The 14,329-nt window shown below is 39.3% G+C and carries 16 protein-coding genes; 14 read left to right on the forward strand and 2 right to left on the reverse strand.

Annotated features, from left to right (window positions below):
- Positions 1 to 265: 265 nt before the first annotated feature.
- Positions 266 to 643 carry a winged helix-turn-helix transcriptional regulator gene (locus ACFE93_RS30905; RefSeq protein WP_375479344.1) on the reverse strand — a complete coding sequence of 126 codons (378 nt, stop codon included), beginning with the start codon at positions 641 to 643 and terminating at the stop codon, positions 266 to 268.
- Positions 644 to 761: 118 nt separating this feature from the next.
- Here ACFE93_RS30905 and ACFE93_RS30910 point away from each other — a divergent pair, with 118 nt between their 5' ends.
- The 8 genes from ACFE93_RS30910 to ACFE93_RS30945 all read left to right on the forward strand — a co-directional run bounded on the left by ACFE93_RS30910 (position 762) and on the right by ACFE93_RS30945 (position 8,021).
- Positions 762 to 1,379, forward strand: coding sequence for an isochorismatase family protein (locus ACFE93_RS30910; protein WP_375479346.1), 618 nt, complete (start codon positions 762 to 764; stop codon positions 1,377 to 1,379).
- Between the two features lie 605 nt (positions 1,380 to 1,984).
- Positions 1,985 to 2,479 (forward strand): hypothetical protein, encoded by a 495-nt coding sequence (locus ACFE93_RS30915; protein ID WP_375479349.1) that lies wholly within the window; start codon positions 1,985 to 1,987, stop codon positions 2,477 to 2,479.
- 228 nt (positions 2,480 to 2,707) lie between these two features.
- Entirely contained in the window at positions 2,708 to 3,031 is a 324-nt protein-coding gene (locus tag ACFE93_RS30920) for a DUF6464 family protein (RefSeq protein WP_375479351.1), read from the forward strand.
- 291 nt (positions 3,032 to 3,322) lie between these two features.
- Complete coding sequence (locus ACFE93_RS30925; RefSeq protein WP_375479353.1) at positions 3,323 to 4,585, forward strand: ABC transporter substrate-binding protein; 1,263 nt, start codon at positions 3,323 to 3,325, stop codon at positions 4,583 to 4,585.
- 7 nt (positions 4,586 to 4,592) lie between these two features.
- Positions 4,593 to 5,543 (forward strand): branched-chain amino acid ABC transporter permease, encoded by a 951-nt coding sequence (locus ACFE93_RS30930; RefSeq protein ID WP_375479355.1) that lies wholly within the window; start codon positions 4,593 to 4,595, stop codon positions 5,541 to 5,543.
- Between the two features lie 14 nt (positions 5,544 to 5,557).
- Positions 5,558 to 6,160 (forward strand): Uma2 family endonuclease, encoded by a 603-nt coding sequence (locus tag ACFE93_RS30935; protein ID WP_375479357.1) that lies wholly within the window; start codon positions 5,558 to 5,560, stop codon positions 6,158 to 6,160.
- 49 nt (positions 6,161 to 6,209) lie between these two features.
- The gene (locus ACFE93_RS30940; protein ID WP_375479359.1) at positions 6,210 to 7,178 is read left to right on the forward strand and encodes a branched-chain amino acid ABC transporter permease; all 969 of its coding nucleotides are present in this window, start codon (positions 6,210 to 6,212) and stop codon (positions 7,176 to 7,178) included.
- Positions 7,179 to 7,229: 51 nt separating this feature from the next.
- The gene (locus ACFE93_RS30945) at positions 7,230 to 8,021 is read left to right on the forward strand and encodes an ABC transporter ATP-binding protein (RefSeq protein WP_375479361.1); all 792 of its coding nucleotides are present in this window, start codon (positions 7,230 to 7,232) and stop codon (positions 8,019 to 8,021) included.
- A gap of 2 nt (positions 8,022 to 8,023) precedes the next feature.
- On the opposite strand, the gene ACFE93_RS30950 is transcribed toward ACFE93_RS30945, so the two are convergent.
- Positions 8,024 to 8,863 (reverse strand): Rpn family recombination-promoting nuclease/putative transposase, encoded by an 840-nt coding sequence (locus ACFE93_RS30950; protein ID WP_375479363.1) that lies wholly within the window; start codon positions 8,861 to 8,863, stop codon positions 8,024 to 8,026.
- A 161-nt stretch (positions 8,864 to 9,024) separates the two neighbouring features.
- Here ACFE93_RS30950 and ACFE93_RS30955 point away from each other — a divergent pair, with 161 nt between their 5' ends.
- The 6 genes from ACFE93_RS30955 (at position 9,025) to ACFE93_RS30980 (ending at position 14,039) form a co-directional block, all read left to right on the forward strand.
- Positions 9,025 to 9,756, forward strand: coding sequence for an ABC transporter ATP-binding protein (locus ACFE93_RS30955; RefSeq protein ID WP_375479365.1), 732 nt, complete (start codon positions 9,025 to 9,027; stop codon positions 9,754 to 9,756).
- 33 nt (positions 9,757 to 9,789) lie between these two features.
- Positions 9,790 to 10,353 carry a Uma2 family endonuclease gene (locus tag ACFE93_RS30960; protein WP_375479367.1) on the forward strand — a complete coding sequence of 188 codons (564 nt, stop codon included), beginning with the start codon at positions 9,790 to 9,792 and terminating at the stop codon, positions 10,351 to 10,353.
- 71 nt (positions 10,354 to 10,424) lie between these two features.
- Positions 10,425 to 11,477 carry an endonuclease NucS domain-containing protein gene (locus ACFE93_RS30965; RefSeq protein ID WP_375479369.1) on the forward strand — a complete coding sequence of 351 codons (1,053 nt, stop codon included), beginning with the start codon at positions 10,425 to 10,427 and terminating at the stop codon, positions 11,475 to 11,477.
- Positions 11,478 to 11,633: 156 nt separating this feature from the next.
- Positions 11,634 to 12,281: a histidine phosphatase family protein gene (locus tag ACFE93_RS30970; protein ID WP_375479372.1), complete on the forward strand. Its 648-nt coding sequence runs from the start codon at positions 11,634 to 11,636 to the stop codon at positions 12,279 to 12,281.
- A gap of 84 nt (positions 12,282 to 12,365) precedes the next feature.
- Positions 12,366 to 13,391, forward strand: a complete 1,026-nt coding sequence (locus tag ACFE93_RS30975; protein WP_375479373.1) for a glucokinase — start codon at positions 12,366 to 12,368, stop codon at positions 13,389 to 13,391.
- Between the two features lie 45 nt (positions 13,392 to 13,436).
- The gene (locus ACFE93_RS30980) at positions 13,437 to 14,039 is read left to right on the forward strand and encodes a hypothetical protein (protein WP_375479375.1); all 603 of its coding nucleotides are present in this window, start codon (positions 13,437 to 13,439) and stop codon (positions 14,037 to 14,039) included.
- Positions 14,040 to 14,329: the final 290 nt, after the last annotated feature.

Raw genomic sequence — 14,329 nt, forward strand, 5'->3', positions numbered from 1 at the left:
GCCCGAATTCAAGAAACGACCGCCCGAATTCAATAAACGACTGCCCGAATTTAATATCGCGCTTCTTGCTTGATTACAATATCGAACTCTTATTTAATTTTTGCAAACTTCGGTGCGCTTTTATCTTGCTTCGCTGATGAAGATTCCCTGCGATCGCCCTGATTCCTCACAAACCGCTATGCGTCTATGGAATATTTCTAAACTCAAGCGATCGCTATGATAAACTCATCTGGAAATTAAATCCCAAAATTTGGGGATGGGCAAACTACTTTTTACTGCAAATAGTAGTAAAACCTTTACTTGCTCTGGCAGTTTCTACTTCATGAAAATGATTTATTGACCAGTGGCATAGTAGCCGAAGTGGCTCAACTAACGTTTCTCCCAACGCTGTCAAGGAATACTCTACAGTGGGAGGATTAGTAGGATAAACTTTACGCTTCACAAGACCATCTCTCTCCAAATCACGCAGAGTACGAGTTAGCATTCGTTGTGAAACGCTTCCAATTTCTCTATGCAACTCACCATAGCGTTTCTTACCTTGGGATAGAACGTAGATGATTGCTGTAACCCATTTGTCAGAAACCAATTCAAGTGTCTGCCGTAAATAAGGATGATCGTTGAGGATTTGAGGTGATTGAGCCATGTTTAAAATAGATGCTACGTACACTTATGTTCCTACTTGTGCAATGCTTAATGTTCGTTTCAGAATAAGTCTAGAGATTTCTAAGATCATATCAACGGTCCACTAGGAAAACAGCACAATGAAATTTTCTGACTTCACTCAAGAAAACTCGGCTATGCTTCTGATCGATCATCAAGTTGGCACTATGAAGCTGATCAAAAACTTGCCTTTGACCGAGGTAGAGAAGAATACTCTTGCACTTGCAAAAGTGGCAAAGGTACTTAAGATACCTGTGGTTTTGACAAGTAGCCAAGAGGAGCGGTTTCAAGGTTTGCTGATGACTGCTTTAGCACAAAGCCTACCTGAAGCTTACGAGGTAAGAATCAAGCGTGCAGGTATTGTAAATGCTTGGGACGATAAGAACTTTGTTCAAGCAGTCAAAGATACAAATCGTACTAATTTAATTATGGCTGGCATAACTACGGACGTTTGCTTAGTTTATCCGGCTATCAGCGCAGTGCGCGAGGGCTACAGTGTTCAAGCAGTTATGGATGCTTCTGGTTCACCATTCCATCTTTCGGAAGATTTAGCACGGCAACGGATGCGTGATTCTGGGGTTGTGCTAACTGCTACGATCACTTTGATTGCTGAGTTAGTTAAGGATTGGAGCCGTCCCGAAGGCGTCGAGTTACAGCAATTATTGTTTAGTGATGTGTTGCCCCCTGAGTTCATTGAAGGCACTAGCACTCCATATTAAGGGATTTCCAAAAAATAAATTATCCCAAATTAATTTGTTTGTCTGTAAGGTATCACAGATGTGTATTTTTATCAACTTAACGCTAAACCCGCTTGGTGAGAACGTTTTGCCCTCATCCCCAGCCCCTCTCCCCAAGCGAGAGGGGAGCTAGACATTCAATTCCCCTTCTCCCTTGGGAGAAGGGGTTAGGGGATGAGGGCGTGAGGGATTTGCAAAACGCCTGTCCGATATAGTTTTCGGCTTAAGTTTACACCAATGACAGCTGTGCTACCCAGAGATGCGATGTTTTTTTACTGGAAATTCCTAATCGAATGACACGCTTGTTATACCAATTCTGTATAAAGATGCGCTAAACCATATTTAATTACAAGAAAGAAAAACGAACCACATTCGCGTTAGCGTCTCCCCTTGGGAGAAGGACGCATTCGCGCAGCGTCTCGTCAGAGAAGGACACAAAGAAAGAAAGAAAGAAAGAAAGAAGTTAAAAAGTTAACAGCAATTTTTTGGTTACGTTTATTCTCTTAGGCATCATACTGAATATAGTACAAGTATACTAATTAGCTGCTAAAATGCTTTAAAAGTCAGCTAGCCTTGCTTGAGGTAGTATGAAAAAAATCCCAGACACAGACAAAAAGCCCATTTTGCTGTTCCAGCCTACATTTGTAACTACTGCTATAGTGCCACTGCAACCCCAAGAAAAAAAAATCATCAGTGAACGGGAGCGTTTTATAACACAAGTCGAACGCATCAATCAGATAGCGCAAGAGTTAGAAGCAGCGATATTAGAGTTGAAAGCGATCGCTAACACAATGAATACTCAAAAACGTTACCCACTCTTGATAAAGGAGCTATGCAAAAATATTTGTCAGTATTTCGCAGTTAGCATCCCTTGGGTGAAACGAAAGTCTGACGAATCATTTATTTTGACAACGCGAAAAGTTGATTTATTCCGAGCCGAAAGGGAAGCTGCACTCCTAGCACAGCAACTTCGTCAGCAAACCAAAAAAAGATTAGCATCGCAGCGACACAGAAAAAACAAGAATGGGGCTGAAGCAGACACAAAACGCTTCTTCAAAAAGGTATTAGTCAACAAATCTTAAAATTATCAACATTCAACGGCATCTCACCCCTGAGGTTGTAACAGTTATGCTGATTGAAGTGGCAGAAGGAACTTCTTCCTCAAAATTGCTAGATACTACACTGCCATTATTTCTTTGCAACCATAGTTGGTGACAAAGAAACAAAGCCGCCCTAATATTTGCACTTCCGTAAAACCAGAGTGTAACATCAGGGACAATCAATCAGCGCCCAGAAGAGGTAAAAAGAAGGTGTTAAAGACACTTTTAGTAATTGCCATTGGTTTTTTACCGTCCCTGTTTTCCCTGTGGATGATGCGTAGAACCCAGCGATCGCGCTTGCGGATGAGGCAAGCAGCCATGAATTTTCCACTGGTACAGAGACGGCAAAACCTTAGACCTGTGGAAGGCGATCGCTATTATTTAGAAGGGGTAGGTTATCTGATTGGTGACATCAGCTGCAAATTTAATGCCCGATCTGGCTACATGCGTTGTGCTGTCAATCCCGAAGGCCCGTGTAACGGTTGCCGTCACTACGAACCTAGAGAATTAACTGGTAATGAAAAAAGCACTTAAGATTTCTTACTCAATACTTAACCTACCTAAAATTACCTGGTTAACACAGAGGCTCTGACGTGGATAGTTTTCCAGCGACTTCATAGCACTAAAACCAGGTAATGATAAAATCATTACTAATTATAATAATTTGTATTTACAAGCACTTTGAATATTTCTCTTTGCATGGTGAAATAAGAATGATTTAATAGAATTCGTGCAAAAGTGTAAATCTGCATAATTTTGTTTGCAGATTATAAACTTTACTATTAACTCTTGCCGAATATCTCATAACTAGATGATTATCCAACGATGAACAACGCGATCGCTCGGACAACAGCATTATTATCAACTTGCGCTTTGCTACTAACAAGCTGTGGTGGTGGCACTAACACAGTGACAAATTCTCCAACTAATACTCCAAATAGTACCCCAAATAACACTGCAACCAATACCCCAGCCACAACGGGAACATTATCAGGTGCTATTCCCATCGGTATTGGTGTTGCCCAAACTAGCAATGTGGCACTACTCGGTCAAGAGCAAGTTGCCGGAGCTAAACTTGCCCAGAAGTATTTCAATAGTAAAGGTGGTGTTAATGGCACACCAATTAAATTAGTTTTTCAAGATACTAGTGGTGATGAAGCAGGAGCAATTAACGCTTTTCAAACTCTAATTAATAAAGATAAAGTTATTGGAATTGTCGGCCCAACTTTGTCACAACAAGCCTTTAGTGCCGATCCCATTGGTGAACGGGCAAAAGTACCAATTATTGGGCCATCAAATACTGCTAAAAATGTTCCCGAAATTGGTGATTACGTTGCTCGTGTTTCTGCACCAGTTTCCATCGTTGCGCCTAATTCTGTCAAAGCTGCACTTAAGCAAAATCCCCAACTGAAAAAAGTAGCAGTTTTCTATGCTCAGAATGATGCATTTAGCAAGTCAGAAACAGAAATTTTTCAGCAAACAGTTAAGGATCAAGGGCTGGAATTAGTAACAGTGCAAAAATTCCAAACCAGTGATACAGATTTTCAAAGTCAAGCTACTAATGCAATTAATCTCAAACCAGATTTGGTAATTATTTCTGGCTTGGCTGCTGATGGTGGTAATTTAGTTAGGCAATTGCGGGAACTGGGTTATAAAGGTTTAATTGTCGGTGGGAATGGTCTAAATACATCGAATCTATTGCCAGTTTGTAAAGCATTTTGTGATGGCGTATTGATTGCTCAAGCGTACAGTCCAGAACATCCAGGTGAAATTAACGCGACGTTTCGTAAAGCCTATATTGAAGAATATAAAAAAGAACCACCCCAATTTAGTGCCCAAGCTTTTGCAGCAGTGCAGGTTTATGTCGAAGCACTGCAATCTTTAGATAAAAAGAGCAAAATCAACAAACTACAGCTACCAGAATTACGGACGCAGTTAAACAAACAAATACTTGAAGGAGCATACAATACACCATTGGGAGAAATTGGTTTTACTCCCAATGGTGAAGTTGTGCAAAAAGATTTCTATGTTGCCCAAATCAAAATGGAAAAAGATGGAAGTCAAGGTAAATTCACATTTCTAAAATAGTTGCTAGATGAATATCAATCTCTTTTTGCAGCAATTATTAAATGGGTTATCCATTGGCAGCGTCTATGCAATTTTTGCCTTGGGATATACCTTAGTTTATTCTATTTTAGGCATTATTAATTTAGCTCATGGCGCGATTTTTACCTTAGGTGCATATTTCACTTATGCACTTATGGGTGGGAACTTTGGATTTAATGGCTTGCTGGCTAATGCAGCCTTACCGATAAAATTACCATTTGCTATAGCCTTAATTTTAGGAAGCACCTTGGCGGGATTAGTAGGGGTAGTGATGGAACGAGTTGCTTTTCAACCTTTGCGCCGTCAAAACTCCGATCCCTTACTAACTGTTGTTTCCAGTTTGGGGGTAGCAGTGGTAATTGTGAATTTAATCCAGTATTTAATAGGCGCGGAAAGTTACACGTACCCTGCAAATACTTACGGTAATTTGCCACCTGCAATTAACTTTGGTAGTCCAGAAAACCCAATTCCGATTCGCAGTGTTCAGGTGGTAATTTTTACTGTATCAGTGGTGATTGTGGCAATTCTTACCTATTTTATCAATCGAACTAAATATGGTAAGGCAATGCAAGCGATCGCAGAAGATCCAACTACAGCTAGTTTGTTAGGAATTAATAGCGATCGCTTTATCATCCTAACATTCTTCATCAGCAGTTTTTTAGCAGGATTAGCAGGAACTTTAGTCGCCTCTAGTGTTAGTATTGCAGGGCCATATTTCGGCATTGCTTTTGGATTGCGGGGTTTAGCAGTAATTGTCTTAGGTGGTTTAGGTAGTATTCCCGGTGCAGTGGTGGGAGGCTTAGTAATTGGATTAGTAGAGGCGTTTGTCCCTGCTGATTATTCTGGATATAAAGATGCAGTAGCGTTTGCAATTTTGTTTATCATGCTATTAGTTAGACCCCAAGGTTTGCTAGGGCGGCGGTTTATTCAGAAAGTTTAAAAAGACGTATCGCTATGAAAACATACACTAAACAAAAGTTAACTTTTGATCAATTTTTAGAACAGTGTCCAGAAGAAGGTTTATATGAACTTGTAGATGGAGAAATTGTAGAAGTGCGTGCAACCAGAAATCATGATGATGTTGCTGACTTTACGGCTGACTCTTTCAAAGATGAAATTAAACGTCTAAATCTTAATTACGTAGTAAAAAACACAGCAGTCTTTAAAACTATAACTGCTAATGGCATAGAGCAAGGGCGCAAGCCTGATGTAAGTGTCATAGATAAAGATAAATGGCGCTCAAATCGTTCTGCTTATGCTGCACTTGAAGAACCCATCCAATTAGCTGTAGAAGTAACATCAACTAATTGGGAAGATGATTATATTGATAAATTAGATGAATATCAACGTTTAGGTATTACAGAATATTGGATTGTAGATTATTTGGCAATTGGGCTAAGAGAGTATTTGGGAAATCCAAAAGTTCCGGCTGTATTTGTTTTTCTATTAAATGATGAGGGTAAATACCAATGCACACATTTTAGAGGTTCAGAACGAATTGTGTCACGAACTTTCCCTGACCTGACGCTAACAGCAGAGGAAATATTAACAGCTTAATATTTTAGAAAACCAATAGTCTAATTAAGCTTAATCAAAATGTATTAAAATGGTTGATTTTTTCGCTACTTACGCTTCTTTAATTGTCTCTATGGTATTGGGGGCACTACTAGGGTTATCGCTTTACTTACCGCTAATGACAGGACAATTGTCTTTAGCTAGTCCCGGATTTTATGCTTTAGGTGGATATATTGCAGCAATTTTATCTACCAAAGTTTTTACATCTAGCAGTAGTTTATTTCCCATTCCATTGTTGTTATTGGAGATGTTAATTGCTGGTGTAATTTCTGGTTTATTGGGTGTAATAGTGGGAATTCCAGCGTTGAGATTGCGAGGAATTTATTTAGCGATCGCAACTATCGCTTTTGTAGAAGTTCTGCGTGTCATTTCCCTGAATCTAGATATTACAGGCGGTGCTGTCGGAATTTTTGGTATTCCTCAACCTTTCCAAACACAACTTGAATATTTATGGATTGCTCTACCTTTACTATTAATTAGTATGGTGCTACTTTATCGTTTAGAACGCATCCGCGTTGGAAGGGCTTTTATCGCTATCCGCGAAGATGAATTAGCTGCGGGTGCAATGGGAATCGATCCCACTTATTACAAAGTTTTGGCGTTTACATTAGGGGCTATACTTGCAGGGGTTGTAGGTGCAATTAGCGCTCACTTCCTCAATACCTGGAATGCTCGTCAAGGTACTTTTGATGCCAGTATTATATATTTAACTTTTGTTTTAATTGGTGGTTCGAGAACTTTTTTAGGCCCGGTAATTGGAGGTATGGTATTTACAGCCTTACCAGAGATTCTGCGAAGCCTTGCTGATACTGGTGGTTTACCTAATTGGTTAGCACAGTTTTTGCGAGATGGTAGATTAATTATTTTTGGCTTCCTCATAATAATAGGTACAATCTTTTTTCCCCAAGGGCTAATTACCCCAGATATTTTTCAAAGGAAAAAACGAGCCACGTTCGCGCAGCGTCTCGCAGAGAAGGACGCAAAGGGCACAAAGGAATAAAAGTTTAAAAGAGTTATTGCGTCAGTTTTATATTTATAATAATATGCACAAATGTCACATAGTATTCCAGAAAATAATAGTAGTATTGTCTTAGAAGCAAGAGCATTAACTCGCCGCTTTGGTGGTTTAGTGGCGGTAAATAATGTATCTTTTAGTGTAAATAAACATGAGATTTTTGGACTGATTGGCCCTAATGGTGCTGGCAAAACAACACTATTTAATTTGATTACTGCCTTCATACCACCTTCTAGCGGTAAATTAATTTATCAAGGTGCAGAAGTTTCTCAACTACGTCCTCATCAAATTGCGGCTTTAGGTATCGCCCGTACCTTTCAAAATATCCGGTTGTTTAGGGAATTATCGGCATTAGAAAATGTGATAATTGCCCGACATTTACACACTAAAAGTAATATGATTACAGGGGTTTTGGGATTACCACCAGCGCTTACTGAAGAATTGAAAACTAAGCAAAAAGCTTTAGATTTATTGGATTTAGTGGGATTAAGCGATCGCGCTGACGAAAAAGCCAAAAACTTTGCCTACGGCGATCAGCGTCGCCTAGAAATTGCCCGTGCTTTAGCATTAGAACCGCAAATTTTACTTCTCGATGAACCTGCGGCGGGAATGAACCCCAACGAAAAGCAGCAATTGAGTCAATTTATCCGTAGTCTGCGCAATGACTTTAATTTGACGATTGTCCTTATAGAACACCATGTACCATTAGTTATGGGTTTGTGCGATCGCATTGCTGTATTAGATTTTGGTCAATTGATTGCCTTGGGTGAACCATCTATAGTCAGAAATGACCCAGCTGTAATTGAAGCTTATTTAGGAAATGAATGAATTTACCTAGATAAAATTACCAAAAATTCGTCTAAAGAACTCACAGCGATCGCGCTATCCATTAAACTTTCTAATTTTTCCACACTTTCACCCTCAAGCCTGACTTCCACTTCATGGGGAATTTCACCAAAGCGTTGTTCCAATACCCTGATTAGTTGCCGTAGCGCACCCTGCTGAATACCTCTTTGCTCAATTTCTTGATACCAAGGCGATTCTCGCAATACTGCCATATCCCACCTCATGATTTGTTGCACTAAAGGCGTGTCTAACACAAAGCTAGCAAAAAATGCCAGCAATGATTCTAACTCGTTCAACTGTGCATCTGTTCGTAGCGCCTGTAATGCGCGTTGCACAACTGATACCTCTCCCCCTCCTCGCAGGATTGGCACAAAGGGTAACAACGATGGTAATGGTTGCTGAAATACTATCTCAGCATCGATTTCCCATAAATTAATCGTGCGATAATCTTGGATAGCACGTAATCCCAAAAATTCCTGCTCGTAACTACTGACAATTGTTAAGGTGGATGGGGGCGGTAAAATGTTGATCAGTACTGGGTAAGTTGGCAATCGATAGCGTTCTTGTGCCAAGGCAGCATAGGCTCTCATCCGTAGAGGGATCTGTGCTGTGTAATGCAGTTGTAGTTCATTTAGTACTAGAAAATCTCCGTGAGTACCACTGTATGCTTTCACTAACACATCTGTTTCCCGGCTAATCCAATGAAACTCAGAGCCGAGAATTTCTTTCGCCACGACTTCAGGACACTGTGTCACCCACTGTACCCATGCATCGGGAGCTAAATTAATTAGTCGCTTGCTACCAATATCTGCTGCTTTTACCACAGGACGCTTGATATCTTTATCAGTAATTAATAGTACATCATAAGGATTGCAGTATTCTGGCGTTAATTTTTAAGTTAAAGCAATATCTACGCACTGTTTTAAGAAATGTATGATTGATGTATCTTAGGTTTTGAATCAACATTTCTGGATGTAAACCGCCCATGAAAGCCGATAGCAAGCCAAACTATACAATTTTAGAAGTTCAAGAACTTGATGTAAATTATGGCGGCATCCAAGCTTTAAAAAAGATTAATTTAATTATTCAAAAAGGCGAGGTAGTTACTCTCATTGGTGCTAATGGTGCGGGAAAAACAACTACACTCCGCGCCATATCTAAAGTAGTTAATCCTAAAAGTGGCGTAATTATCTATAATGGACATAATATTAACCGCCGCCAAACTCACGAAGTTGTACAACTTGGTATTGCCCACTGTCCAGAAGGACGCAGAGTATTAACGCGGCAAACAGTATTTGATAATTTACTTTTGGGTGCTTATATTCGCTCTAATCAAGCAGAGATAAAAGCAGATATTGGGCGCCAATTTGAACTATTTCCGCGTTTGTCACAAAGACGCAATCAACTAGCAGGAACTCTCAGCGGTGGTGAACAACAAATGTTAGCGATCGCTCGCGCTGTCATGAGTAAACCACAGCTGTTACTTTTAGACGAGCCTAGCTTAGGTTTAGCACCTGCGATCGTCCGGGAAATCTTCTCAATTATTGAAAATCTCCGGGCTACAGGGGTGACTATTTTATTAGTTGAACAAAATGCGAATTTGGCGCTGCAAATTGCCGATCGCGGTTATGTTTTAGAAGCTGGTTCTATTACCTTAACAGGCGCAGCATCAGAATTAATTAGTGATGAGCGAGTTAAAAAAGCTTATTTAGGGTGATTAATTAAATGAAAACTTGGGAGGTACAAGCACATGGTAAAATCACCAACTAAACCCCTAACTTTAGAAGATTTTTTGAAACTACCAGAAACAAAGCCTAGCTCAGAATACATCAACGGTCAAATTATTCAAAAGCCAATGCCACAGGGAAAACATAGTATTCTTCAAGGTGAACTAGTCACTAATATCAATTCTATAGCCAAACCTCAAAGAGTTGCCCTTGCATTTCCAGAACTGCGGTGTACTTTTGGCGGACGCTCAATTGTACCTGATGTAGCTGTGTTTGCTTGGGAACGGATTCCCATAGATGAACGTGGAGATGTGGCAAATGTTTTTCACACTTATCCAGACTGGACGATTGAGATTCTTTCGCCAGATCAAAGCCAGACTAAAGTAACCGGAAATATTCTACATTGTTTAAAACATGGTAGTCGCTTTGGTTGGTTGATTGATCCTGATGAGCGTTCTGTTTTAGTTTATCCACCAAAGCAGCAACCAGAACTTTTACAAGAATCACAAGAAATATTACCAGTTCCCGATTTAGTCAGTGGTTTTCAATTAACTGTAGGGCAACTATTTGGATGGTTGAAGTTGTAAGCAATTGTATAAATTCATATCTAGCTTTGGGAATACTAAAGGTAGTAATTTACTCAAGTTAGAGCCAGATAATGGATTTTGTGAATTTAATAAAAACAGGTAATAGTTGGAGATTTGCGACTGAAGCTGATTTAGAAGATTTTGTCTGGGCGAATTTAAAGGAACTTTTCGGGTTAATTCCACTAAAGCGACAATATTATATTAAAGGTCAAATTTGCGACATTTTAGCCTTGAATGAGAAGAGACAGTTAGTAGTGCTGGAATTGAAAAACGGTGAAGACAGATATATTGTTCAGCAACTAACTCGATATTATGAAGCTTTACTTGAAAATAAACCCTTTCAGGAAGAGGTTGATTATGGACAACCCATTGATTTAATAGCGATTACAGCCAGATTTCATCGAGATAATTTTACAGATAGAAAGTATAACTCTCTTTCTATTGAGTTTTTACGTTTTGAAATTTTGACAGATGATGAAAGATTTTATCTATATTTAAGAAATATTGATAATCAAAAAATTTCAGAGGTAGAAATTCATTATAAAGAAAAGAATATTTCTATTGAGGATCTTCCTCAGCAACCAAAAGTACTTGATAAGATTTTGAGTTTTTGTAATCTTCAGCAACAAGAACAGTTAATAAATATCCGGGAGAAAGTTCTTATGTTTGATAGACGTATGCAAGAATTTTCTGTGCCTGGAAGCATTAAATATGGAAAAGCAACAAGTTGTTTCTGTGCTGAAATTGGCTCCGATAGTAAGGGACAGCCAGTATTATTTTTATGGTTGCCTTTAAATTATTCTGATAGTAAAAAGATTGGCAGAATGAAAATTTGGACAGATTGGGAAAATCATACTTTAATTGAAGGCCATGTACCAAAAGGAATTCGTACAAAAGCAATTAGTAAAACTGAAAAACAGCGTCAAAGGGGAGTTGAAATGAAAATATTATGGAGTCATTCAGGAGGTATAAGGTACAAAATAGGTAGTAAAGAAGTCAGTGAAGCGGAATATATCAACGAAGATAAAAGACGACATCAAGAGTATCAAAATGCCATTAAATCTCGAAAAACTTTGAATGAACTAGTCGATATTGCTTTAGAAACTTGGCTAAAAAGGCTTTAAGAAAAGCTACATTGACAGCATTTATAACTTTTACTAATTAGTAGTATTATTAAATATTATTACGATTTTTGTCATATATTAATATTTGTAGCCCTCCTTGCAGATATCTATATATTTGTTTAGCGGCGAATTGTATTCACCGGAATAATTAAACCCATGAGTCAAATCATCTGGATCGCAAGACACGCTAACCGCCTCGATTTCGTAAACCCCGATTGGTTTCTTACCGCCGAACGACGCTACGATCCACCTTTGTCTGATGATGGTATGGTGCAGGCACAACAGTTAGCTAAACGATTTAAAGGAGAAAATATTGGCCATATTTTCGCTTCTCCTTTCCTGCGAACCGTACAAACGGCAAACGCAGTTGCAGAAGTGCTTAACTTACCGATCAAATTGGAAACAGGCTTGAGTGAATGGCTAAATCCAGTTTGGATGACAGAAGAACCCAAAAGACTCTCAACTCCAGCATTAGCAGAGTTATTTCCCAGAATTGACAGCAGCTATACTTCGCGCATTGCTGCCAATTATCCTGAAACTCGCGAAAAAGTGCGAGAACGTTCTGGACAAACTGCTAGATGTTTAGCTACTGAATTCCTCCCAGACAATATCTTGTTAGTAGCGCATGGTGCATCTGTGTTGGGAGGAGCAATGGGGCTAGTGGGGGAAATTGCCAAAACAGAAGTTAAAGCTTCTTTATGTTCTTTAGTAAAAGTGGTACGTCAAGACCCAGAATGGTTATTAGAACTAACGGGAGATACTTCCCATCTAACCCATATAGAAGAAGTTATTCGATTTGCTTAAACCTCTGATAGAGATTTGCGTTCATGGCTTCTGGTACGTTGGGTATATCCTACAAAAAAAGTAATTAATTCGCGAATAAATTCTATGACTTTATTACTAGCAGGAGACATCGGCGGGACGAAAACTATTCTACAATTGGTTGAAACATCAAATTCATCAGCTTTACATACTATTTGTCGAGAAAGTTACCACAGTGCTGATTTTCCCGATTTAGTACCCATAGTGCAGCAGTTTTTGGTCAAAGCTAATACACCCATACCAGAAAAGGCCTGTTTTGCGATCGCCGGTCCCATTGTCAAAAATACTGCCAAACTAACCAATTTAGCCTGGTTCCTAGATACCGAACGTTTAGAAGAAGAATTGGGTATCCCGCACATTTCTTTGATTAACGACTTTGCAGCGATTGGTTATGGCATTTCAGGTTTACAAAAACAAGACTTGCACGCGTTGCAAGTTGGCAATTTTAAACCCGAAGCGCCGATTGCAATTATTGGTGCTGGTACTGGCTTAGGGCAAGGATTTTTAATTAAACAAGGAAACGATTATCAAGTTTTTCCCTCAGAAGGTGGACACGCTGACTTTGCTCCTCGTAACGAGATCGAGTTTCAACTGTTGAAATACCTGCTAGGTAAACATGATATCCAACGCCTTTCTGTGGAACGCGTCGTTTCTGGAATGGGAATTGTGGCAATTTACCAATTTTTGCGCGATCGCAAATTTGCCACTGAATCACCAGATATTGCCCAAGTCGTCAGAACTTGGGAACAAGAAGCCGGACAAGAAGAGAAAAGTGTCGATGCCGGTGCTGTCATTGGTACAGCTGCATTGCAAGGTAGCGATCGCCTCTGTGAACAAACTTTGCAATTATTTATAGACGCTTACGGTGCAGAAGCCGGCAATCTCGCCCTGAAACTCTTACCCTATGGTGGTTTATACATTGCTGGTGGAATTGCGCCCAAAATCCTGCCCTTAATCCAAAATAGCGGTTTCTTATTAAATTTCACCCAAAAAGGTAGGATGCGCCGCCTCTTGGAAGATATTCCTGTGTATATTATCCTCAACTCCCAAGTGGGTCTAATTGGTGCTGCTTTATGTGCTGCTAGGTTATAACAGCTGGCATCATCAGTGAGATCAACATCTCAAAGGGCAAAAAATATGACAGTTAAAAGTCTGTTACCACTAATCGTCGCCACCATTGTCTGTGGTGGCTGTGTTCTCGTGGAAGCGCGTCAACCCAAACCTCCAAAGGCTGTTGTCAAACCAACCGTTTCTCAACCCGCGCAGCCACAATGGAAGTTATACACCGCTCCAGATGGACGCTTTACTATTTTGATGCCGGGAAGCCCCAACAAAAATACCGAATACCAAAAAACTTATATGGGGGAAATTACCTTAAAAATATTTGTCGCTCAACCACCAAAACAGCAAGTAGCATACATAGTTGCTTATAATGATTTTCCTTATAGTTACGGTGAAATGGCTGACCCCCAAGCTGTACTTAATAATGCACGGGATATGGCTTTAAAGACTACGAAAAGTAATTTAATTAGTCAACGAAACATTCGTAGTTCCAATAATCATCCCGGCAAAGAAATTGAGTACATAAATTCTGGAGGGAAAATCACTATAAGTAGAATGTATGTTGCTGAAGGAAGACTATATCAAGTAATGGCAATAACTACAAAAAAACAGCACAAGACATTAGCTAAAACTATTACTGGGTATTTAAATTCTTTTCATGTAGTTTTAAAAAAGTGAAATAACTAAAACCTCTACTATATTAGCCTTGCAATTAATTGCAAGGCTAATAAATAGGTCACAAGCAACTGAATATAATGTATAATATTTTACAGCTTCAACAATGCACCGCAAACTGGATAAAAAATTTTGGATTGTCGCTAACGAGATTTTTCCATTGGCTCCTAACTCCTAAATTCTGCTGGATTTTAATTATTTCATTTTTTTAGCTTATATCATACAACTTATACGCTATTCAACGGGAGCATCCCACTTTTTATTTAGGGAGCAAAGATTAATCCATTAAGGTA

The sequence above is a fragment of the uncultured Nostoc sp. genome, assembly GCF_964247315.1.
In the GTDB taxonomy this organism is placed as follows: Bacteria; Cyanobacteriota; Cyanobacteriia; order Cyanobacteriales; family Nostocaceae; genus Nostoc.

Excerpts from the sequence above, each read along its gene's own strand:
- ACFE93_RS30935 (WP_375479357.1), top strand. The coding sequence starts at position 5,558 with ATGAAAACATACACTAAACAAAAGTTAACTTTTGATCAATTTTTAGAA.
- ACFE93_RS30945 (WP_375479361.1), top strand. The coding sequence starts at position 7,230 with ATGTCACATAGTATTCCAGAAAATAATAGTAGTATTGTCTTAGAAGCA.
- ACFE93_RS30980 (WP_375479375.1), top strand. The coding sequence starts at position 13,437 with ATGACAGTTAAAAGTCTGTTACCACTAATCGTCGCCACCATTGTCTGT.
- ACFE93_RS30940 (WP_375479359.1), top strand. The coding sequence starts at position 6,210 with ATGGTTGATTTTTTCGCTACTTACGCTTCTTTAATTGTCTCTATGGTA.
- ACFE93_RS30930 (WP_375479355.1), top strand. The coding sequence starts at position 4,593 with ATGAATATCAATCTCTTTTTGCAGCAATTATTAAATGGGTTATCCATT.
- ACFE93_RS30915 (WP_375479349.1), top strand. The coding sequence starts at position 1,985 with ATGAAAAAAATCCCAGACACAGACAAAAAGCCCATTTTGCTGTTCCAG.
- ACFE93_RS30965 (WP_375479369.1), top strand. The coding sequence starts at position 10,425 with ATGGATTTTGTGAATTTAATAAAAACAGGTAATAGTTGGAGATTTGCG.
- ACFE93_RS30910 (WP_375479346.1), top strand. The coding sequence starts at position 762 with ATGAAATTTTCTGACTTCACTCAAGAAAACTCGGCTATGCTTCTGATC.
- ACFE93_RS30905 (WP_375479344.1), bottom strand. The coding sequence starts at position 643 with ATGGCTCAATCACCTCAAATCCTCAACGATCATCCTTATTTACGGCAG.
- ACFE93_RS30975 (WP_375479373.1), top strand. The coding sequence starts at position 12,366 with ATGACTTTATTACTAGCAGGAGACATCGGCGGGACGAAAACTATTCTA.
- ACFE93_RS30970 (WP_375479372.1), top strand. The coding sequence starts at position 11,634 with ATGAGTCAAATCATCTGGATCGCAAGACACGCTAACCGCCTCGATTTC.
- ACFE93_RS30955 (WP_375479365.1), top strand. The coding sequence starts at position 9,025 with ATGAAAGCCGATAGCAAGCCAAACTATACAATTTTAGAAGTTCAAGAA.
- ACFE93_RS30925 (WP_375479353.1), top strand. The coding sequence starts at position 3,323 with ATGAACAACGCGATCGCTCGGACAACAGCATTATTATCAACTTGCGCT.
- ACFE93_RS30960 (WP_375479367.1), top strand. The coding sequence starts at position 9,790 with ATGGTAAAATCACCAACTAAACCCCTAACTTTAGAAGATTTTTTGAAA.